Raw genomic sequence first — 20,739 nt, 5'->3', positions numbered from 1 at the left:
ATCGCCGATTTTCCGTCCCGGGGCTTTTCGCCGCCGCGCCGGCGGCCCATATTGAAGGGAACGGAGGATGTCATGCCGCTGCCGCATTTCCTGATCCTGATGCTTGCCGTGATCCTCGCCGCCGGGCTGACGATCTGGGCGGCCAGCGCCGTGGGCATTCCGCTGTTCGCGCTGGCGCTCTTGGCGCTGGCCGCCGCCGGCATCGCGCATCTGAGCACGCGCGACGATCACCCGCATTAGCCGGCGTCCAGCAGCCGCGCGATCTCGGCGCGCAATTCGTTCAGCTCGAAGGGTTTGGCGATGAAGCCGTCGGCACCCAGTTCCAGGCCCTTGCGCCGCTCGACTACCGAGCCGCGCGCGGTCATCATCAGCACGCGCATGCCGCGCAGGGCGGGATCGGCGCGCAGGGTCTCGATGATCTCATAGCCCGAAATGTCGGGCAGCATGATGTCCAGCAGCACCAGGTCGGGGCGGGCCTCGCGGATGCTGGCCAGGGCGTCGCGGCCCCGGGCGACCCGGCGATGGGCATAGCCCTGGCGGGCCAGCACGAATTCGATGGCCAGCGCGATGCTGTCCTCGTCCTCGACGATCAGGACCGAATGCCTGTGCGAATCAGCCGTCATCCCGTCCTCGCGATGCTGCGGCAAGGCAGAAGGCCGGGGCGCGCGCGCGTGGGCACGCCCCGGCCGATCTTGCTTAGTGCGACGAGGCTTCGGACGCGCCGATCCCGGTTTCCGAGCGCACCTGCTGGGCCAGGAAGCCCGCGCGGTCGATCTGCGCCCGACGGCTGTTGTCCAGCTTCGAGAACAGCCAGATCCCCACGAAGGCTAGCGTCATCGAGAACAGCGCCGGCGAGGTATAGGGGAAGGGCGCCGAGCCTTCAGGATTGCCCAGCGTCGCTTCCCAGACCGAGGGCGACAGCACCGTCAGCACCACCGAGGAGATCAGCCCCAGGAAGCCGCCGATCACCGCGCCGCGCGTGGTGCAATCCTTCCACAGCACCGACATGAACAGCACCGGGAAGTTGGCCGAGGCGGCGACGGCGAAGGCCAGCGACACCATGAAGGCGATGTTCTGGTTCTTGAAGGCGATGCCCAGCACCACCGCGACGATGCCAAGCGCGATGGTGGTCATGCGCGACACGCGCAGCTCGCTGCCCGGCTCGGGGTTGCCCTTCTTGATGACGGTCGCATAGAGGTCATGGCTGACCGCCGAGGCGCCCGAGAGCGTCAGGCCGGCGACCACCGCCAGGATGGTGGCAAAGGCCACGGCCGAGATGAAGCCCAGGAAGACGTTGCCGCCGACGGCATGGGCCAGATGCACGGCCGCCATGTTGTTGCCACCCATCAGCTTGCCGTCCGCGCCCAGGAAGCCCGGGTTGGTCAGCACGAAGGTGATGGCGCCGAAGCCGATGATGAAGGTCAGCAGGTAGAAATAGCCGATCCAGCCGGTCGCCCACATCACCGACTTGCGCGCTTCCTTGGCGCTGGGGACGGTGAAGAAGCGCATCAGGATATGCGGCAGGCCGGCGGTGCCGAACATCAGCGCCATGCCGAAGCTGATGGCCGAGATCGGGTCCTTGATGAAGGTGCCCGGACCCATGATCGACTGGCCGGCGGTGGCGGCTTCCTCGGGGGTCTTGCCGGCGGCGGTGGCAAGATCGGCCTTGACGCGCACGGCATCGGCGAACATGGCCTCGGGCGAGAAGCCGTATTTCCACATCACCATGAAGGCCATGAAGGATGCGCCGCCCAGCAGCAGGCAGGCCTTGATGATCTGCACCCAGGTCGTCGCGGTCATGCCGCCGAACAGCACATAGATCATCATCAGCGCGCCGACGATCACCACCGCGATCCAGTAGTCGAGGCCGAACAGCAGCTCGATCAGCGAGCCGGCGCCGACCATCTGCGCGATCAGATAGAAGGCGACCACGACCAGCGTGCCCGAGGCGGCAAAGATCCGCACCGGCGTCTGGGCGAAGCGGAAGGCCGCCACGTCGGCAAAGGTGAACTTGCCGAGGTTGCGCAGGCGTTCCGCCATCAGGAAGGTCAGGATCGGCCAGCCGACCAGGAAGCCGATGGAATAGATCAGCCCGTCATAGCCCGAGGTCATCACCGCGGCGGAAATGCCCAGGAACGAGGCGGCGGACATGTAGTCGCCCGCGATGGCCAGCCCGTTCTGGAAGCCCGAGATGCCGCCGCCGGCGGTATAGAAATCCGCCGCCGACTTGGTCTTGGCCGCGGCCCATTTGGTGATGAACAGCGTCAGCACCACGAAGCCCGCAAACATGATGATCGCGGTCCAGTTGGTGGCCTGCTTCTCGCCGCCGCCCTGGATGGCGTCGGCCAGCGCAAGGCCCGGGGTCAGCGCCAGCGCGGCCGCGGCCGCGAAGCGTTGGGTGATGCGGCTCATTTCAGCGCCTCCCGCTTGATCTTTTCGTTGAGATCGTCGAACTCGCTGTTGGCGCGGCGCACATAGATGCCGGTCACGACGATGGTGAAGATGATGACGCCGAAGCCGATGGGGATGCCCCAGGTCATCACGCCGTCGCCGATGCGCGCGGCCAGCGCCTCCTTGTCGAAGGCGATCAGCGTGATGTAGCCGTAATAGACCACCAGCATGGCCAGGGTCAGAATCCAGCCAAAGCGGGACCTGCTTGATTTCAGCTGCTGATAGTTCGGATCGGCGGCGATCCGGTCTGCGAGGTTCTGTTCCATGTCCGTCGTGTTCCTCCTGCACGGGCTGCGGTCAGGTCGTCCGGGCGGTCCTCCTCGGCCGGATGATCTGGTCCCTCATTGCATGGGATCGCGGCGCGGGCGCGCAATCGGCAGCCAAGCCGCGACCGGTCCGCGGGCAGCGTGCCGCCCGCGGGGTCGGAAAGGCGAAGGTCCGGCGCGAGGTTGTCGCGCCGGGCCCCGCGTCAGCTGCGGTTCATCCGGTTCTCGATCAGCTCGTCCACGACGCCCGGATCGGCCAGCGTCGAGATGTCGCCCAGGGCGCCGAAATCGTCCTCGGCGATCTTGCGCAGGATGCGGCGCATGATCTTGCCCGAGCGGGTCTTGGGCAGGCCCGGCGCCCATTGGATCAGGTCGGGCTTGGCGATGGGGCCGATCTCGGTGCGGACCCAGGTCTCCAGCTCCTTGCGCAGGTCGTCGCTGGGCTCGATGCCGTTCATCAGCGTGACATAGGCATAGATGCCCTGCCCCTTCAGGCTGTGCGGATAGCCGACCACCGCGGCCTCGGCGACCTTGGCATGGGCGACCAGCGCCGATTCCACCTCGGCCGTGCCCATGCGGTGCCCCGAGACGTTGATGACGTCATCGACCCGGCCGGTGATCCAGTAATAGCCGTCCTCGTCGCGCCGGCAGCCGTCGCCGGTGAAGTAATAGCCCGGATATTGCTGGAAATAGGCCTCCATGAAGCGCTGGTGGTCGCCCCACAGCGTGCGCATCTGCCCCGGCCAGCTGTCGGCGATGCAGAGCACGCCCTCGGCCGGGTCGCCCTCCTGCACCGCGCCGGTCGCGGCGTCCAGCACCTCGGGCTTGACGCCGAAGAAGGGCAGCGTCGCCGCCCCGGCCTTGGTTTCGATGGCGCCGGGGATCGAGGTGATCATGTGGCCGCCGGTCTCGGTCTGCCACCAGGTGTCGACGATCGGGCATTTGCCCTTGCCAACATGCTTGTCATACCAGTTCCAGGCCTCGGGGTTGATCGGCTCGCCGACCGAGCCCAGCACGCGCAGGCTGGACAGGTCGTATTTCTCGACCCATTCCGGCCCCTGGCCCATCAGCGAGCGGATGGCGGTCGGCGCGGTGTAGAACTGGTTGACCTTGTGCTTTTCGCAGACCGCCCAGAAGCGGCCTGCGTCGGGATAATTCGGCACGCCCTCGAACATGACGGTGGTGGCGCCGTTCGCCAGCGGGCCATAGACGATATAGCTGTGGCCGGTGACCCAGCCCACGTCCGCCGTGCACCAGAACACGTCGCCGTCCTTGTAGTCGAAGACATATTGATGCGTCATCGCGGCAAAGACCAGGTAGCCGCCGGTGGTATGCACCACGCCCTTGGGCTTGCCGGTCGAGCCTGAGGTGTAAAGGATGAACAGCGGATCCTCGGCATTCATCGGGCGCGGCGGACAGTCGGGGCTGACCTCCTCCATCAGGCGCAGCACGTCCACGTCGCGGCCGTCGATCCAGGTGGTCTGGTCGCCGGTATGCTTGACGACCAGGCAGCGCACCCGGTCCGAGCAATGCAGAAGCGCCGCGTCGGTGTTCGACTTCAGCGCCGTGCGCCGGCCGCCGCGCGGCGCGGTGTCGGCGGTGATGACCAGCTTGGCGCCCGAGTCGTTGATGCGGTTCGCCAGCGCGTCGGGCGAGAAGCCGGCGAAGACGATGGAATGGATGGCGCCGATGCGGGCGCAGGCCAGCATGGCATAGGCCGCCTCGGGGATCATCGGCAGATAGATCACCACCCGATCGCCGCGCATCACGCCCTGGCTCAGCAGCACGTTGGCGAAGCGGTTCACCTTTTCCGACAGCTCGGCATAGGTGATGTGACGCGCCGGCGCGCCCGGATCGTCGGGTTCGAAGATGATCGCGGTCTGGTTGGCGCGCTTGGGCAGGTGGCGGTCGATGCAGTTGACCGAGGCGTTCAGCACCCCGTCCTCGAACCACTTGATCGAGACGTTGCCCATGGTGAAATCCGTGTCCTTCACCTTGGTATAGGGCTGGATCCAGTCCAGGCGCTGACCCTCGCGGCGCCAGAACCCCTCCGGGTCGGAAATCGATTCGGCATACATCCGCGCGTAACCGTCGGGCAGAAGATGGGCATCCTCGAAACCGGCGGGGATGGGGTGTTTCGCAACATTTTCAACAGACATGACGGGCTCCTCTCCTGGCGATGCGGCTGGCGGCGGCACGGCGGCACCCTCCTCTGGCGCCTGTGCCGGCCTCGACACTCCGAATATGTCGAATGTTAATCCTAGAATGCAATTTTAGTAAACCATTTTTTATTAAAGGGAATTTTGTAAAATAATTGACGGAACCGACATAGCTTCTGTAAATTATTCACAGAAGCGCGAGCGGCGCGGCGGCTGGACAGGCGACACCGGGCCAAGCTAGACATGGCCGGCGCGGGAACCACCCGCAGGGCGGAAGGCGAAGCGATGTCGAACCAGGGCCGGAAACTGGAACAGGCCGCCAAGGCGGCGTGGCTTTCCCATGTCGCCGGCAAGACCCAGGACGAGATCGCCGGGATCATGGGCGTGTCGCGCCAGACCGCGCAACGGCTGGTGGCGCAGGCCATGGCCGAGGGCATCGTCAAGATCCGCATCGACCACCCCTTTGCCCATTGCATGGACCTGGCCGAGGCGCTGCGCCGGCGCTGGCGGCTGGCCTTCTGCGAGGTGGCGCCCGCGGACGCGCCCGAGGCCGGGGTGGCCTTGATGCTGGCCGACACCATCGAGCAATGGCTGCGCCGGCCCGAGCCGATGACCATGGCGATCGGCACCGGCCGCACCCTGCGCGCCGCCATCGCGCAGCTGCCGCATATCGACTGCCCGCAGCACCGCATCGTGTCGCTGACCGGCAATATCGCTCCGGACGGCTCGACCGCCTATTACAACGTGCTGTTCACCCTGTCGGACCTGGTGACGGCGCGCAGCTTCCCGATGCCGCTGCCGGTGATCGCGCCCACCGTGCATGAGCGGCAGGCGGTGAACGGCCAGCCCAGCATTCAGCGGCTGATCCGCATGTCCTCGGAAGCCGCCGTGGCTTTCCTGGGCATCGGCACCGTGGGGGCGGCCGCGCCGCTGATGCTGGACGGGTTCCTGTCGCAGCCGGATCTCGACGCTCTGGTCGCCGCCGGCGCGGTGGGCGAGATCACCGGCTGGGCCTATGACGCCCAAGGCCGGCTGATCGAGGGGCTCAGCAACGACCGCGTCGCCTCGGCGCCGATCCCGCCCCGGGCCAGCACGCTGGTCATCGGCGCGGCGCATGGGCTCGACAAGCTGCCGGCGATCCGGGGCGCGCTGCAGGGCGGGCTGGTCAGCGGGCTGATCACCGATGCCGCGACCGCGGCCGGGCTGCTTCAGGACTGAGCCGGAAGCATGGCCGCGATCTCGGCGCGCTGCTCTTGCAGGCGCTGGAAGATGCGCCAGTCGGCCTCGCGCCGAGCCCGGGCGGCGGGGTCCGGGCGGGTGATCTCGACCGGGCGGGCAAAGCGGGCGCGGGCGGCGCGCAGGCCCCCGGCCAGCGGCGCCGCGGCGGCGATGGCGGTGCCGCGCAGCACGGCATCCTCGGGCTGCCAGTGGATCTCGGCCCCGGTGGCATCGGCATAGAGCTGGCGCATGGCGGGCGCCCGCGCCTGGCCGCCAGCCATGGCCAGCCGCTGCGGCGTCAGGCCCATATGGGCGATGACCTGCCGCGTTCCCAGCGCGATCCCGACCGCCGCGCGCCAATAGAGCCCGTCCAGCGCCGCGATGCTGCCGTCGAGCGCAAGCCCGTGGACGGTGCCGCGCATCAGCGGGTCGGCAAAGGGCGTGCGGCTGCCCTTGAAGTCCGGCAGCACATGCACCCCCTGCCCCGGCTCGTCCGGCGCCCGCGCGATCCGGGCCAGGATCTCGTCATGGCTCTGCGGCTGCGGATACAGCCGGCGGATCTGCTCCAGCGCCGCGCCGGTCGCGGACTGGCCGCCCTCGCTGACCGCCTCGTCGGGCAGGATGGCGCCGGGATAGGGCCCCCACAGCGCGGGCGCCGGCCCGAGCCCGGTCGCCATCACGCAATTCGAGGTGCCGGCGATCAGCGCCGGCATCTCGGGCGCCGCACCGAGCGCGCCGGCAAAGGCGTCGATCAGCCCGGCCGCGACCATGGTGTCGCGGTCGAGCCCCAGTTCCGCCGCACCCGCCGCCGACAGGGGCCCGATCGGCGTGCCGGCCGGCAGCACCGCGCCGGGGCGCGGAAAGCCGTCGATGCCGGCGCGGGTCATCAGGTCGGTCTGCCAGCCGCCCCGGTCGGGCAGCCAGGGCCATTTCGCCACCGTCGCGCAATGCGAGCGCGCCTCGATGCCGGTGGCGCGAAAGGCCAGCTGGTCGCAGAGGTCGCGGATGCCGGTCAACCCTGCCCAAGCCTCGGGCCGGTGCCGGGCGAGCCACATCAGCTTCGGCGTCTGCATCTCGGGCGAGACGGCGCCGCCGGCGCGGGTGACGATCTCATGGCCCATCGCGTCCAGTTCGCGCGCCTCGGCAATGGCGCGGTGGTCGTGCCAGGCGATGACATCGGGGGCGAAGCCCGGCGCCTCGACCACCAGCGAGCAGGTTGCGTCAAAGGCCAGCGCCCGGATCTGGCCCGGGCTGGCGCCGGCCTGGCGGCGCGCCTCGGCCAGCGCCTCGGCCACGGCGCGCCAGATCTCGGCGAAATCGTGGCCGGCCTGCTGGTCCGGGCCGGCGATGGCGGCAAAGCCCTGGCTGGCGCGGGCCAGAAGCCGCCCCTCGGCCGAGAACAGCCCCGCCCGCGCGCGGGCCGAGCCCACATCCACCGCCGCGATCAGCAAGCCCGTCCTCCCCTAGCGCAGTTCGGCCAGAGTGTTGGGCAAATCGCGGGCATGGTCAATCAACGCATCCGGCGCCTCGGCGGCCAGCTTGTCGCGCAGACGCGCGGCGCCGGCATGGCTGCCGCCCAGAAAGCCGATGGCGCGCATGCCGGCGGCGCGGGCGGCGCGCAGCCCGGCCGGGCTGTCCTCGATCACCACGCAATCGCCGGGCGCCAGGCCCAGCCGGTCGGCGGCCAGCAGGAACAGGTCGGGCGCCGGCTTGCCCTGCGCGACCATGGTCGAGGAATAGACATGCGGCCCGAAGACCGGCGCGAGCCCGGTCAGCGCCAGCGACAGCGCCAGCCGGTCGGGGGCGCTGGACGAGGCCACGGCGCGCGGCCCCGCGATCCCGGCCAGCGCCTGAGACATCCCCTCGACCGGGCGCAGGTCGCGGCGAAAGCGGCTAAACAGCGCCTGCGAAAAGCCCGGCAGCGCCGGCGCCATGTCGACGCCGTGAACGCGCGCCGCCTCGACGATGGTCAGGATCGAGCGGCCGAGGAATTCGTCATAGATCCGCGCGCTGTCGATCGGCACGCCCAGACCATGCAGCAGGGCCTCGAGCTCGGCCACGGCCAGCGGCTCGCTGTCCACGAGCACGCCGTCGCAGTCGAAGATCAGCCCCCGCGCCACCGCTCACGCCCCGAGATAGGCGTCGAGCGTGGCCCGCGTGCCCTTGTCCCACAGCATCGCCAGCCAGCGCGCGAAGGGTTCGGCAAAGCGCGGGTCCTGCCCGGTCGCGCCATAGATCTCGGCCATGCCGAGCCAGGCCGAGGGATCGGTCCGCGCCGCCTGCGCCTTGGGCACAAGGCTATCCCAGTTCGGGTCGTTCGGCTCGATCACCGCGCCGCTGTCGGTGACGCCGGCGCAATAGCGGCACCACAGCGCCGATTCCAGCGCCAGCCCCTCGACCGGCAACCCCCGTTCCAGCCGGTGCGCAATGGTCGGCACGATGAACTTCGGCTGCCGGTTCGAGCCGTCGAGGCAGAGCCTGCGCACGGTGTCGCCGATCTTGGGATTGGCGCAGCGCTCGGCCACCTTGGCGAAATAGGCCTGCAGGTCGGTGCCCGGGACCGGCGGCACGGCCGGGATGATCTCGTCGGCCTCGATCTTTTCCAGGAAGGCGCGGACCTGGGCGTCCTGCATCGCCTCATGCACGAAATGGATGTCCAGCAGGCCGGCCGGATAGGCGATCACCGCATGGCCGCCGTTCAGGATGCGGATCTTCATCAGCTCCCAGGGCGTCACGTCGGCGACGAACTCGACGCCGGCTTTCTCCAGCGGCGGGCGGCCGGCGGGGAAATTGTCCTCCAACACCCATTGGATGAAGTCCTCGCAAAAGACCGGCGCCGCGTCGGGAATGCCGAAATCCTCGCGCACCATGCGGCGTTCGCGGTCGCTGGTCGCGGGGGTGATGCGGTCCACCATGGCGTTGGGGAAGGCGACATTGGCCAGGATCCACTCGGCCAGTCCGGGGTCCGAGAGTCGCGCGGTCTCCACCACCGCCTCGCGGGTGACCTTGCCGTTATGCGGGATGTTGTCGCAGCACATCACGGTAAAGGCCGGATGCCCGGCCGCGCGGCGGGCCTTCAGCCCCGCGACGATCAGGCCGAAAACGGTCTGCGGCGCCTCGGGCGTCGCCGCATCGGCGGCGATGGCGGGATGCGCGGGGTCGAAATGGCCGGTGGCGGCGTCGATGAAATAGCCGCCTTCGGTGATGGTCAGCCCGACGATGCGGATCGCCGGATCGGCCAGGGTGGCGATGACGCGCGCATGATCGCCCGGCGCGATGTAATCGACGATCGGCCCCAGCACGCGGGCGTCCGAGCGTGTGGCCGATTGCTCGACCAGCGTATAAAGGTGATCTTGCGCCGCCAGCGTGTCGCGCATCCTGGCGTCGCCCGGCATGACCCCGGCGCCGATGATGGCGAAATCCTGGGCCAGCCCCATGTTCATCAGCCGGTCGAGGTAGAACGCCTGATGCGCGCGGAAGAAATTGCCGACGCCGAAATGCAGGATGCCGGGGCGCAGGCCGGCGCGGTCATAGCCGGGGCCGGGCTGGGCGAGTTGCGCAAGCGTCTGGTTGGAAAGCCTGTCCATCTTGTCCCTCACAGCGCCAGGCCGTTCTGGTCGAAGCGATAGACCCGTCCCTCTTGCGGGGTCAGGAAGATGCGGTCGCCATGATGGACGGGAAATTCCCCCGCCGCCCGGGCGACGATATGCGAGCCGTTGTCCAGGTCGATGTGCAGGAAGGTGTCCGAGCCCAGATGCTCGGCCACGCCCACGGTGCCGGCCAGCAGGCCCTCGGTCGTGGACATGGCGAAATGCTCGGGGCGGACGCCGATGGCATGGGCGCCCAGGCGCGCCGCCGGCTCGCCCTCGATGAAGTTCATGTTCGGGCTGCCGATGAAGCCGGCGACGAAGCGGTTCGCGGGCGTGCGGTAGAGTTCCAGCGGCGAGCCCACCTGTTCCACCCGGCCGGCGCGCAGCACGACGATCTTGTCGGCCATGGTCATCGCCTCGACCTGGTCATGGGTGACATAGACCATGGTCGTGGCAAGTTTCTTGTGCAGTTCCGAGATTTCCACGCGCATGTTCACGCGCAGCGCGGCGTCGAGGTTCGACAGCGGCTCGTCGAACAGAAAGGCCGAGGGCTCGCGCACGATGGCGCGGCCGATGGCGACGCGCTGGCGCTGGCCGCCCGACAGCTGGCCGGGGCGGCGGTCCAGGTAGTCGGTCAGGTTCAGGATGCCCGCGGCATGCTTCACCCGCGCCTCTTGCTGGGCCGCGTCCATGCCGGCCATCTTCAGCGGAAAGGCGATGTTCTTCCTGACCGACATATGCGGGTAAAGCGCATAGCTCTGGAACACCATCGCCAGCTTGCGCCGCGAGGGCGCCGCCTGGGTCATGTCCTGGCCGTCGATCAGGATCTGGCCCGAACTCACGTCCTCGAGCCCGGCGATCAGCCGCAACAGCGTGGACTTGCCGCAGCCCGAGGGGCCGACGAAGACCACGAATTCGCCGTCGTTGATTTGCAGGTCGACGCCCGGAATGACCTCGACATCGCCGAAAGCCTTGCGGACCTGCTTGAGCGTAATGCTTCCCATCGTGTTACCTCACTTCACCGCGCCGAAGGTCAGGCCGCGCACGAGTTGTTTCTGGCTGAACCAGCCCAGGATCAGGATCGGGGCGATGGCCATGGTGCTCGCCGCCGAGAGTTTCGCGTAGAAAAGCCCCTCGGGGCTGGAATAGCTGGCGATGAAGGTCGTCAGCGGCGCCGCCTTGGAGGTGGTCAGGTTCAGCGTCCAGAACGCCTCGTTCCAGGCCAGGATGACGTTCAGCAGCAGCGTCGAGGCGATGCCGGGCACCGCCATGGGCGTCAGGACGTGGATGATCTCCTTGGACAGGCTGGCGCCGTCCATGCGCGCGGCCTCCAGGATCTCGCCCGGGATCTCGCGGAAATAGGTGTAGAGCATCCAGGTGATGATCGGCAGGTTGATCAGCATCAGCACGACCGTGATGCCGATGCGGGTGTCGAGAAGCCCGAAGGACCGGAACATCAGATACATCGGGATCAGCACGCCGGCCGCCGGCATCATCTTGGTGGACAGCATCCACATCAGCAGGTCCTTGGTCCGCTTGGCCGGCTGGAAGGCCATCGACCAGGCGGCCGGAATGGCGATCAGGAGGCCCAGCAGGGTCGAGCCGACCGAGATGATGACCGAGTTCATGAAATGCCGGAAATAGGGCGAGCGGGACTGCACCTCGGCATAGTTCTCGGTCGTCCAGTCGAAGAACAGGAACTTCGGCGGGCTGGCGATGGCATCGGCCTCGGACTTGAAGCTGGTCAGGATCGTCCACAGGATCGGGAAGAAGATCGCCAGCGCGACCAGCCATGCCAAGATGGTGAAGGTCCAGCGGCGGGTTTCGGAAACGCGACGGGCCATGGGATCACTCCAGCGTCTTGCCGATCATCCGCATCAGGAAGATCGCAACGATATTGGCCAGGATGACGGCGATGATGCCGCCGGCGGAGGCGCCCCCCACGTCGTATTGCAGCAGCGCCTGCGAATAGACGAGGTAGGTCAGGTTGGTCGAGGCATAGCCCGGCCCGCCATTGGTGGTGACCAGGATCTCGGCAAAGACCGAAAGCAGGAAGATGGTTTCGATCAGGATCACCACGGTGATGGCGCGCGACAGGTGCGGCAGCACCAGATGGGTGAACTTGGCCCAGGCGCCGGCGCCGTCCATCTCGGCCGCCTCCATCTGCTCGCTGTCGAGCGACTGCATCGCGGTCAGCAGGATCAGCGTGGCAAAGGGCAGCCATTGCCAGGCGACGATCAGGATGATCGACATCAGCGGATATTGCGCCAGAAAATCTATCGGTTGCGCGCCCACGGCCTTGGCCATCCAGGCGAAAAGCCCGTTGACCGGGTTCATGAACATGTTCTTCCACACCAGCGCCGAGACGGTCGGCATGATGAAGAAGGGCGCGATCATCAGGATGCGCACCATGCCCTGGCCGCGGATCGGCTGGTCCAGCAGCAAGGCCAGCAGGATGCCGCCGCCGACAGTGATGACCAGGACGCCGCCGACGATCAGCAGCGTGTTCGCCATCGCCTGCCAGAAGGCCGGGTCGGACAGGAAATACCTGTAGTTGGTGAAGCCGATGAATTGCTCCATCCCGGGCGACAGAAGGTTGTAGCTTTGGAAGCTGAACCACAGCGTCATCGCCAGGGGCACGATCATCCAGCCCAGAAGCAGCAGGACCGAGGGCGCGACCATGAAGCGCGCCAGTGTTCTTTGATGTTGGGTAGCCATCGGCGCGCCTCCCTACGCGGGCGATGAAAATCGAGGCATGAAAACGGGAAGGCTGGGGCAAGGGGCGGCGTGCCGCCCCTTGCGGCAACAGGTTACCGATTACTCACTTCGGATAGCCGGCCTTGGCCATCTCGCGCTCGGCGATCTGCTGGGCCATCTGCAGCGCCTGGTCGACGCTGGCCTGGCCGGCCAGCGCGGCCGAGAACTGCTGGCCCACGGCGGTGCCGAGCGCCTGGAACTCGGGGATGCCGACCCATTGCGTGCCGATATAGGGCACCTCGACCGTGGTCGGGTTCTTCAGGTCGGCCGACATGATGCTGTCCAGCGTCGGCTTCGCAAAGGGCGCGGCCTTCTGGTATTCCGCATTCTCGTAAAGCGAGGTGCGGGTGCCGGGCGGGACGTTGGCCCAGCCCTCGGCGGCCGCGACCTGCTCGGTATAGGCTTTCGAGGTCGCCCAGGCGACGAACTTCTTCGCCGCGTCCGGCGCGTCGGTCGAGGACGGCACGGCCAGGGTCCAGGCCCAGAGCCACATCTGCGGCTTCTCGCCCTCGGGCGCCAGCGCATAGCCGACCTTGTCGGCCACGGTCGATTCCTTGGGGTTCGACACGAAGCTGGCGGCGACGGTGGCGTCGATCCACATGCCGCATTTGCCGGTCTGGAACAGCGCCAGGTTCTCGTTGAAGCCGTTCGACGAGGCGCCGGGCGGGCCGGCCTCGGTCATGATGGCGACGTAATCGGTCAGCGCCTTCTTCCAGGCCTCGCCCGAGAACTGCGGCTTCCATTCCATGTCGAACCAGGGCGCGCCATAGCTTGCCGCCATCGAGGTCAGGAAGGCCATGTTCTCGCCCCAGCCGGCCTTGCCGCGCAGGCAGATGCCATAGACCTCGGCCGATTTGTCGGTCATCTTGCGGGCGGCGTCATAGACGAAGTCCCAGGTCGGGCGCTCGGGCATGGTCAGCCCGGCCTTCTCCATCAGGTCCTTGCGATACATGATCATCGCCGATTCGCCGTAGAAGGGCGCGGCGTAAAGCTTGCCGTCCAGCGACAGCCCCTCGCGGATCGGGGGCAGGATGTCGTCGGCGTCGTAATCGGCGCCCATGTCTTCCAGCGGGGTCAGCCAGCCCTGCTTGGCCCAGATCGGCACCTCGTAATTGCCGACCGTCACGATGTCATACTGGCCGCCCTTGGTGGCGATGTCGGTGGTGACGCGCTGGCGCAGCACGTTTTCTTCCAGCGTGACCCATTCCAGCTGGATGTCCGGGTTCGCATCCGTGAAGGGCTTGGTCATCTTCTGCATGCGGATCATGTCGCCGTTGTTCACGGTGGCGATGGTCAGCGTCTCGGCCATGGCCGGAACGGCCAGCGCCGTCATGGCGCAGGCCCCCATCAGGCCGCGCAGCATCATGCTCATTCGTCTATCCTCCCTGCGGATCAGCATTTGCTAATACGATGGGCAAATGCTCACACATCACGGCGGCGAGAGTCAAGCAAAAATCTATGAGCCCGCTGCGGCGTTTTGCGCAGGCACTTTCCGCACCATCTGACAGGGCTTATCACGGCATTATATGCAATTTATTCAGCGTATTGCGATGAATGTCTGTCGTGGTTTCAAGGATGCGAAAGACGCTCGATCAACGCCATGGCGGCCTGCGGATTGCGTTCCTTGTAACCGCTGATGACATAAAGGAACACGTCGCGCGCCTTGGCCTTGACCGGCTTGCCGACATAATCCAGGCCCTTGGGCAGCCCGCCGCCGGCCCAGGTCCGTGCCCGTTCGGCCCACAGATCCAGTTCGGCCGCGGCATAGCCCAAGGGCTCGTCCTCGCGCGTGCCCATGATCCGGGCATAGACGAAATCGGCCGTCGGGTCGGCGATCTGCGGATGCGGGCTGTCCGCCGCGACCACCACGCCGATGCCCCGGCTGCGCGCCAGTTCCAGCAGCGCGGGGTCGCGGAAGCTGGCGTGGCGCAGCTCGACGACATGGCGCAGGCGCCGGCCCTCGGCCTCGGGCGGCAGCAGGTCCAGGAAGGCGGCGAAATCCTCGGGATCGAATTTCTTCGTCGGCATGAACTGCCAGTTGATCGGCCCCAGCTTGTCGCCCAGCAGCAGGACGCCGCTGTCCATGAAGCGCGCCACGCTGTCGCCCGCCTCGGCCAGCACCCGGCGGTTGGTGGCAAAGCGCGGGCCCTTCAGCGAAAACACGAAACCGTCCGGCGTCTCGTCATGCCACTTGCGAAAGCTGTCGGGCTTCTGGCTGCCGTAATAGGTGCCGTTGACCTCGATCGAGCTCAGATGGCGGCTGGCATGTTCCAGCTCGCGCCGCTGCGCCAGGCCGGGCGGGTAGAAGCTGCCGCGCCAGGGCTCATAAGTCCAGCCGCCGATGCCGATGCGAATCCGTCCCGCCATGCCTGCCTCCTGATGCCTCGGGCCAGGCACAACGCGCGAGGCGCGGTCCGGTTCAGCCCGCCAGCCGCTTGCGCGTCAGCGAGAACTTGTGCGGCGAGATGCCGTAATGCCCGCGGAACACCTTGGAGAAATACGAGGCCGAGCCGAAGCCGCAGGCCACCGCCACCTCCATCACGCCGAGGTTGGTTTCCGTCAGCAGCGAACGCGCGTGCTGCAGCCGCACCTTGTTGAGATATTGCAGCGGCGTGGTGTCCAGATAGCGCTGGAACAGCCGCTCGAGCTGTCGGCGCGAGATGCCGAGATAGGCGGCGCATTCGGCCAGGTCCACCTCATCCTCGACATGGGCCTCGATATAGGCGACGGCGCGGATCAGGTGGTCGTTGCGGGTGCCCAGGCGCACGGAAAGCGAGCTCAGCTGCTCTTCCTCGCCGCGCCGGATCTGGCCCAGCAGGCACATGTCCATGACGGCCTGCATCAACTCGCTGCCGTAGTAATCCTCGATCAGCTTCAGCGCCAGCTCGGTCGAGGCGACGCCGCCGGCGCTGGTCACGATGCGCTCGTCGATGCAGAAGATGCGCCGCTCGGGCAGCAGGTCGGGGTGCTTTTCGCTGAAGTTCGGGATGTTTTCCCAATGCAGGGTAAAGCGGCGCCCGTTCAGGATGCCGGCGCGGGCCAGGGCATAGGCGCCGGTGCAAAGCCCGCCGACGGTGCGGCCGTGGCGCCATTGCTTGCGCAGCCAGTCGGTCAGTTCCGCGCTGCAGCCGGCATCGGGCTCGACCCCGCCGCAGACCAGGACATAGTCGCTGGCCGGCGCCTGGGCCAGGGCGGCATCGGGCACCAGCGGCACGCCGTTCGAGCAGGCGATGGGCTGGCCGGTGTCGCTGAGCACGTGCCATTTGAACAGCAGCTTTTCCGTCAGCTGGTTCGCGACCCGCAAGGGCTCGATGGCCGAGGTGAAGGCCAGCATGGTAAAGCGCGGCATCAGCACGAAGGCGACGCTGACCGGCGCCTCGACCGGCGCGGCCAGCTTCAGATGCGCGATGCCCTTGGCGATGTAGCGTTCGCTGTCGCCGGCTGCCGATTGCTCCACCTTCGCCCCCTGCGGATGCCTGTCCCGAGCCATGGCCTTTGCCACAAACCATGCGGCCCCGCCACGGGTTTCGTCAACGGGGGCCGAGCGTTTGCAGCCGTTCCAGCGGATCGCCACGACATCGGCGCGGGCCAGCAGGTCCTGCACGGCAGCGGCCTCGGCGAGGTTCACGCAAGGCCGCGCCTGCTGTCGGCGGGCACGCCGATGGCCCGCCCTTGCCGCCAGCACGCTTTAGACCGCCGGGATGCCGACGCCGCCCGCCGCGGCGGCGCTCAGCTTGATGTAGTTCACCGCCTGGTCGCGCAGCGCCGCGGCCAGTTCCTGCCGGGCCGACAGCAGGCTGCGCTCGGCGTCGAGCACCGGGAAGAAGTCGGATTCGCCCAGGTCCCAGGAGCTGCGGGTCAGGTTCACCGTCTCGCGCGCATTCTCGACCAGCCGCGATTGCGCGGCGACGGCGCGGGCATCGCGGTTATAGCCGGCCAGCGCATTCTCGACCTCTTCCACCGCGTTCAGGACCGAGGCCTGCCAGGCCAGCCGCGACTGCTCGGCCCGGGCCTGCGCCGCCGACAGGTTGGCCTGGTTCGCGGCGTTGAACAGCGGCAGGGTGATCTGCGGGCCGAAGCTCCAGGTCTTGGAACTGCCGCCGCCGCTGATGTTCGCCGGCGTGACCGAGCCCGAGAGCGTGAGCTTGGGATAGAAGGCCGCCTGCGCCTCGCCCACGCCGGCGACGGCGGCGGCCAGGTTGCGCTCGGCCACGCGCACGTCGGGGCGGACGCGGATCACCTCGGCCGGCACGCCGACGCTGGCCTTGTAGGCAGCGCGCGGCTGGCCGCCGCCCCGGCGCAGCTGCGCGGCGATGTCGGCGCTGCGCCCGGCGGTCAGCGTGGCGAGCCGGTTCACCGACTGGTCGAAGCCTACCTCGAGCCCGGGCAGCGCCGCCTCGGCCTGGGTCACCAGCTGCTCGGCCTGCAGGACCTCCAGCCGGGTGGCGCTGCCGAATTCGTCCTGGGTCCGGGTCATCGACAACGAGCGCTTACGGCTGTCGAGGCTCTGCCGGGTCAGGGCGACCGCCTGCTGGTAATAGCGCGCATCGACATAGGCCTGGGCGATGGCGCTGGCCACCGTCAGGCGCGAGACCTCGGCCGAGAGATAGGCGGCGTCGAGCTGGGCCGAGGCCCCGGCCCGCGCGGCGCGGTTCTGGCCGAAGAGATCGACCAGCCAGGACACGCCCAGCGTCGCCGAGCTGCTTTCGCTGACGCCGGTGGTCTCGCTGCGCGAGCGCCCGGCCGAGCCCGAGGCATCGACCTGCGGCAGGTCGTTCGCGCCGACCAGCCGGGCGTTGGCCTGGGCCTCGCGGATGGTGGCGACGGCGGTCAGCACGTCGAGGTTGCGCTTCAGCCCGGCCGCGATCAGCGCGTCCAGCTGCTTGTCGCGGAAGGCCGCCCACCAGGCATTGGCGCCGGCGCGGCGCGCGGGCGAATTGCCGGCAAAGGCATTGGCCAGCTCGGCCTTGGGCGCGGTGTAGCTGACCTGGGCGCAGGCGGCCAGCGCCAGGGTCGAGGCCAGCCCGGCCAGGATGCCGCGGCGGGAAAGCGAAAGGGTCTGGGTCATCGGTTCTCTCTGTCTGTCGCGGCCCGAGAGGCGCCGCCGATGGGAAACGGCTGCGGGCGGCCCGAAGGTCGCCCGCAGCGCGGCGGGGCCGGAGCTCAGCCCGCCTTACGGGTTGCCGCCTGGGTTTCGTCGTCCTGCGCCCGCCGGCCGGCAAAGCGGCTGAACAGGCCCAGCACGAAGACGAAGAAGACCGGCACGAAGAAGATCGCCAGCACCGTCGCCGCCACCATGCCGCCGATCACCCCGGTGCCGATGGCGTTCTGGCTGGCGGCCGAGGGGCCGGTGGCGATGGCCAGCGGCACCACGCCCAGCGTGAAGGCCAGCGAGGTCATCAGGATCGGCCGGAAGCGCAATTTCGCCGCCGTCACCGCCGCCTCGATCAGGCTTTGCCCCTGCTCGCGCAGGTCCTTGGCGAATTCGACGATCAGGATGGCGTTCTTGGCGGATAGCCCGATGATGGCAATGAGGCCGACCTTGAAATAGATGTCGTTCGGCATGTCGCGCAGCATCACCGCGGCGACGCAGCCCAGGACGCCCAGCGGCACCACCAGCATCACCGACAAGGGGATCGACCAGCTTTCGTAAAGCCCCGACAGCAGCAGGAACACGAAAAGGATGCTCATCGCGTAAAGCAGCGTCGCCTGGCTGCCGGCCTGGATTTCCTCGAGCGATTGCCCGGTCCATTCATAGCCGAAGCCCTGCGGCAACTCGCCCGCCAGCCGCGCCATCTCGTCCATGGCCGCGCCCGAGCTGTAGCCCGGCGCCGCCGATCCGGCGATGCGGATCGAGGGATAGCCGTTGTAGCCCACGACCTGCGACGGCCCCTGCTCCCAGGTGACGCTGGCGAAGGACGAGAACGGCACCATGCCGCCGTTCGTATTGCGCACGGTCAGCGCCAGGATGTCCTCGGCCTGCATGCGGCTGTCGTCCTCGGCCTGCATGACCACGCGCTGCATCTTCCCGGCATTGGGGAAATCGTTGATATAGGCCGAGCCGAGGTATTGCGAGATCGTGGCCGAGATGTCGGCGAAGGTCACGCCGAAGGCATTGGCCTTTTCGCGGTCGATGGTGACCAAGACCTGCGCGGCCGAGGGCAGGCCCTCGATGCGCAGCCCGGTGACGACGCCGCCCTCCTGCGCCTTGGCCATGATCTGCTGGGCGGCAGCCAGCAGCGCCTCTTGCCCCTGCCCGCCGCGGTCCTGCAGCCGGAAGCTGAAGCCGCCGGTGGTGCCGAAGCCTGGGATCGGCGGCGGCGACAGCGCGAAGGCCTGTGCATCCTGCTGGCCGAACAGCTGCATGTTCGCGGCATTGGCGATATCCTGCGCCGACTGGTCGCGCTCGGCCCAGTCCTTGAAGGTGACGAACATCAGCCCGGCGTTCGGCCCGCGCCCCGAGAAGCTGAAGCCGCGGATCGAGACCACGTTCTCGACCGGCTCCATGCCGCCGAAGATGCCGGTCGCCGTCGCCAGCACCTCGTCGGTGCGGTTCGAACTGGCGGTGGCCGGGGTCTGGATGTCGGTGATGATGAAGCCCTGGTCCTCGTTCGGCAGGAAGCTGGAAGGCAGGCGCAGGAAGCCCATGGCCGTGGCCGCGACCAGCCCGACATAGAACAGCATCATCACCGCGCGCCGGCGCGTGACCAGCCCGACGCCGCGGCTATAGCGTTCGGTCAGGGCGTCGAAGCGGCGGTTGAACCAGCCGAAGAAGCCCTTCTTCTCGTGATGGCCGTGGATCGGCTTCAGGAAGGTCGCGCAAAGCGCCGGGGTCAGCGTCAGCGCCAGGAAGGCCGAGAACAGGATCGACACCACCATGGTCAGCGCGAACTGGCGATAGATGATGCCCGAGGAGCCGGGGAAGAAGGCCATCGGCACGAAGACCGCCGCCAGCACCAGCGTGATGCCGACGATGGCGCCCGAGATCTGGCCCATGGCCTTCTGCGTCGCCTCGCGCGGGGGCAGGCCCTCGGTCGCCATGATGCGCTCGACGTTCTCGATCACCACGATGGCGTCGTCGACCAGGATGCCGATGGCCAGCACCATGGCGAACATGGTCAGCACGTTGATGGAAAAGCCCGCGACCAGCATCACCGCCACCGTGCCCGCCAGCGCGATGGGCACGACGATGGTCGGGATGATGGTATAGCGGAAGTTCTGCAGGAACAGGAACATCACCACGAAGACCAGCACCATCGCCTCGACCAGCGTGTGCAGCACCTTCTCGATCGAGGCCTCGACGAAGGGGGTGGTGTCATAGGGGATCTGGTAGCTGACGCCCTGCGGGAAGAAGCGCGCCAGTTCCTGCATCTTCTCATGCACCGCTTCCGAGGTGTTCATGGCGTTGCCGGTGGTCGAAAGCTGGATCCCCAGCGCCGCCGCCGGCTTGCCGTTCAGCTTGGAGGCGAAGCTGTAGTTTTCCGCCCCGACCTCGAGCCGGGCCACGTCGCGCAAAAGCACGGTCGAGCCGTCGGGATTGGCGCGCAGCACGATCTTGCCGAATTCCTCGACGCTGTCGAGCTGGCCCTTGATCAGCACGGTCGCGGTCAGCTGCTGGCCGATGGGGTTCGGATCGGCGCCGACCTTGCCGGCCGCGACCTGGGCGTTCTGGGCGCGCACCGCTGCGACGATCTCGGCCGAGCTGAGGTTCAGGCCGGTCATCTTGGCGGGATCGACCCAGATGCGCAGCGCGCGTTCCGGCGCGAAGACGGTGGCGCTGCCGACGCCCTCGATGCGGCGGATCTCGCCCACCACGTTGCGGTTGATGTAGTCGCCAAGCGCGATGTCGTCCATCGAGCCGTCGTCCGAGGTCAGCGCCACCATCATCAGAAAGCCCGAGCCGGCCTCTTCGATCAGCACGCCCTGGTCCACCACGCTTTGCGGCAACAGCGGCTCGACGCGCGAGACGGCGTTCTGCACGTCCACCTGGGCGCGGGCGACGTCGGTCCCGGGCTCGAAGGTCGCGGTGATCTGCATCGAGCCCGAGCTGTCCGAGACGGATTCGTAATAGGCCAGGCCCTCGACGCCGTTCAGCTCATCCTCGATGGGCTGGGCGACGGCCTGGTTGATCTCGGCCGGCGACGAGCCGGTGTAGCTGGTCGAGACGGTGATCTGCGGCCAGGCCACCTGCGGATATTGCGCGACCGGGATCTGCGGCAGCGCCAGAAGGCCGGCGATGACGATGAAGATCGACAGCACCCAGGCCAGCACCGGCCTGCGGATGAAGAACTGTGCCAT

Annotated in this window: 17 protein-coding genes; 2 read left to right on the top strand and 15 right to left on the bottom strand. The window is 67.8% G+C overall.

The window, feature by feature from the left end; genetic code table 11:
* Positions 1–72: 72 nt before the first annotated feature.
* Positions 73–240 (top strand): hypothetical protein, encoded by a 168-nt coding sequence (locus tag ASV56_RS24035; protein ID WP_172823788.1) that lies wholly within the window; start codon positions 73–75, stop codon positions 238–240.
* Here ASV56_RS24035 and ASV56_RS17160 read toward each other — a convergent pair.
* The 4 genes from ASV56_RS17160 to acs form a co-directional block, all read right to left on the bottom strand.
* Positions 237–623, bottom strand: coding sequence for a response regulator transcription factor (locus tag ASV56_RS17160; RefSeq protein ID WP_062563177.1), 387 nt, complete (start codon positions 621–623; stop codon positions 237–239). The two genes, ASV56_RS24035 and ASV56_RS17160, sit on opposite strands and share 4 nt — an antisense overlap.
* Before the next feature lie 73 nt (positions 624–696).
* The gene (locus ASV56_RS17155) at positions 697–2,412 is read right to left on the bottom strand and encodes a cation acetate symporter (protein WP_062563176.1); all 1,716 of its coding nucleotides are present in this window, start codon (positions 2,410–2,412) and stop codon (positions 697–699) included.
* Positions 2,409–2,717: a DUF485 domain-containing protein gene (locus tag ASV56_RS17150; RefSeq protein WP_018001287.1), complete on the bottom strand. Its 309-nt coding sequence runs from the start codon at positions 2,715–2,717 to the stop codon at positions 2,409–2,411. The genes ASV56_RS17155 and ASV56_RS17150 overlap by 4 nt, the downstream gene beginning before the upstream one ends.
* 203 nt (positions 2,718–2,920) lie before the next feature.
* Entirely contained in the window at positions 2,921–4,876 is a 1,956-nt protein-coding gene (gene acs, locus ASV56_RS17145) for an acetate--CoA ligase (protein WP_062563175.1), read from the bottom strand.
* Positions 4,877–5,161: 285 nt separating this feature from the next.
* On the opposite strand from acs, the gene ASV56_RS17140 reads away from it, so the two are divergent.
* Positions 5,162–6,094 carry a sugar-binding transcriptional regulator gene (locus ASV56_RS17140; protein ID WP_062563174.1) on the top strand — a complete coding sequence of 311 codons (933 nt, stop codon included), beginning with the start codon at positions 5,162–5,164 and terminating at the stop codon, positions 6,092–6,094.
* Here ASV56_RS17140 and ASV56_RS17135 read toward each other — a convergent pair.
* The 11 genes from ASV56_RS17135 to ASV56_RS17085 all read right to left on the bottom strand — a co-directional run bounded on the left by ASV56_RS17135 (position 6,085) and on the right by ASV56_RS17085 (position 20,739).
* Entirely contained in the window at positions 6,085–7,545 is a 1,461-nt protein-coding gene (locus tag ASV56_RS17135; RefSeq protein ID WP_062563173.1) for an FGGY-family carbohydrate kinase, read from the bottom strand. The two genes, ASV56_RS17140 and ASV56_RS17135, sit on opposite strands and share 10 nt — an antisense overlap.
* Positions 7,546–7,557: 12 nt before the next feature.
* Complete coding sequence (locus ASV56_RS17130) at positions 7,558–8,214, bottom strand: HAD-IA family hydrolase (protein WP_062563172.1); 657 nt, start codon at positions 8,212–8,214, stop codon at positions 7,558–7,560.
* Positions 8,215–8,217: 3 nt separating this feature from the next.
* Positions 8,218–9,681, bottom strand: a complete 1,464-nt coding sequence (locus tag ASV56_RS17125) for a mannitol dehydrogenase family protein (RefSeq protein ID WP_062563171.1) — start codon at positions 9,679–9,681, stop codon at positions 8,218–8,220.
* An 8-nt stretch (positions 9,682–9,689) separates the two neighbouring features.
* Positions 9,690–10,688: an ABC transporter ATP-binding protein gene (locus tag ASV56_RS17120; protein WP_062563170.1), complete on the bottom strand. Its 999-nt coding sequence runs from the start codon at positions 10,686–10,688 to the stop codon at positions 9,690–9,692.
* A 9-nt stretch (positions 10,689–10,697) separates the two neighbouring features.
* Entirely contained in the window at positions 10,698–11,528 is an 831-nt protein-coding gene (locus ASV56_RS17115; RefSeq protein WP_062563169.1) for a carbohydrate ABC transporter permease, read from the bottom strand.
* A gap of 4 nt (positions 11,529–11,532) precedes the next feature.
* Entirely contained in the window at positions 11,533–12,402 is an 870-nt protein-coding gene (locus ASV56_RS17110; RefSeq protein ID WP_062563168.1) for a carbohydrate ABC transporter permease, read from the bottom strand.
* Positions 12,403–12,505: 103 nt separating this feature from the next.
* Positions 12,506–13,813: an ABC transporter substrate-binding protein gene (locus ASV56_RS17105; protein WP_062563167.1), complete on the bottom strand. Its 1,308-nt coding sequence runs from the start codon at positions 13,811–13,813 to the stop codon at positions 12,506–12,508.
* A gap of 197 nt (positions 13,814–14,010) precedes the next feature.
* The gene (locus ASV56_RS17100) at positions 14,011–14,808 is read right to left on the bottom strand and encodes a DUF72 domain-containing protein (protein WP_062563166.1); all 798 of its coding nucleotides are present in this window, start codon (positions 14,806–14,808) and stop codon (positions 14,011–14,013) included.
* Between the two features lie 52 nt (positions 14,809–14,860).
* Positions 14,861–15,898, bottom strand: a complete 1,038-nt coding sequence (locus ASV56_RS17095; RefSeq protein WP_062563369.1) for a GlxA family transcriptional regulator — start codon at positions 15,896–15,898, stop codon at positions 14,861–14,863.
* Positions 15,899–16,129: 231 nt separating this feature from the next.
* Positions 16,130–17,509, bottom strand: coding sequence for an efflux transporter outer membrane subunit (locus ASV56_RS17090; protein WP_062563165.1), 1,380 nt, complete (start codon positions 17,507–17,509; stop codon positions 16,130–16,132).
* Positions 17,510–17,604: 95 nt separating this feature from the next.
* Positions 17,605–20,739 (bottom strand): efflux RND transporter permease subunit, encoded by a 3,135-nt coding sequence (locus ASV56_RS17085; RefSeq protein ID WP_062563164.1) that lies wholly within the window; start codon positions 20,737–20,739, stop codon positions 17,605–17,607.

The organism is Paracoccus aminovorans, from assembly GCF_001546115.1.
Classification (GTDB): Bacteria; Pseudomonadota; Alphaproteobacteria; order Rhodobacterales; family Rhodobacteraceae; genus Paracoccus; species Paracoccus aminovorans_B.
This window is presented reverse-complemented; position numbering and strand designations above follow the sequence as displayed.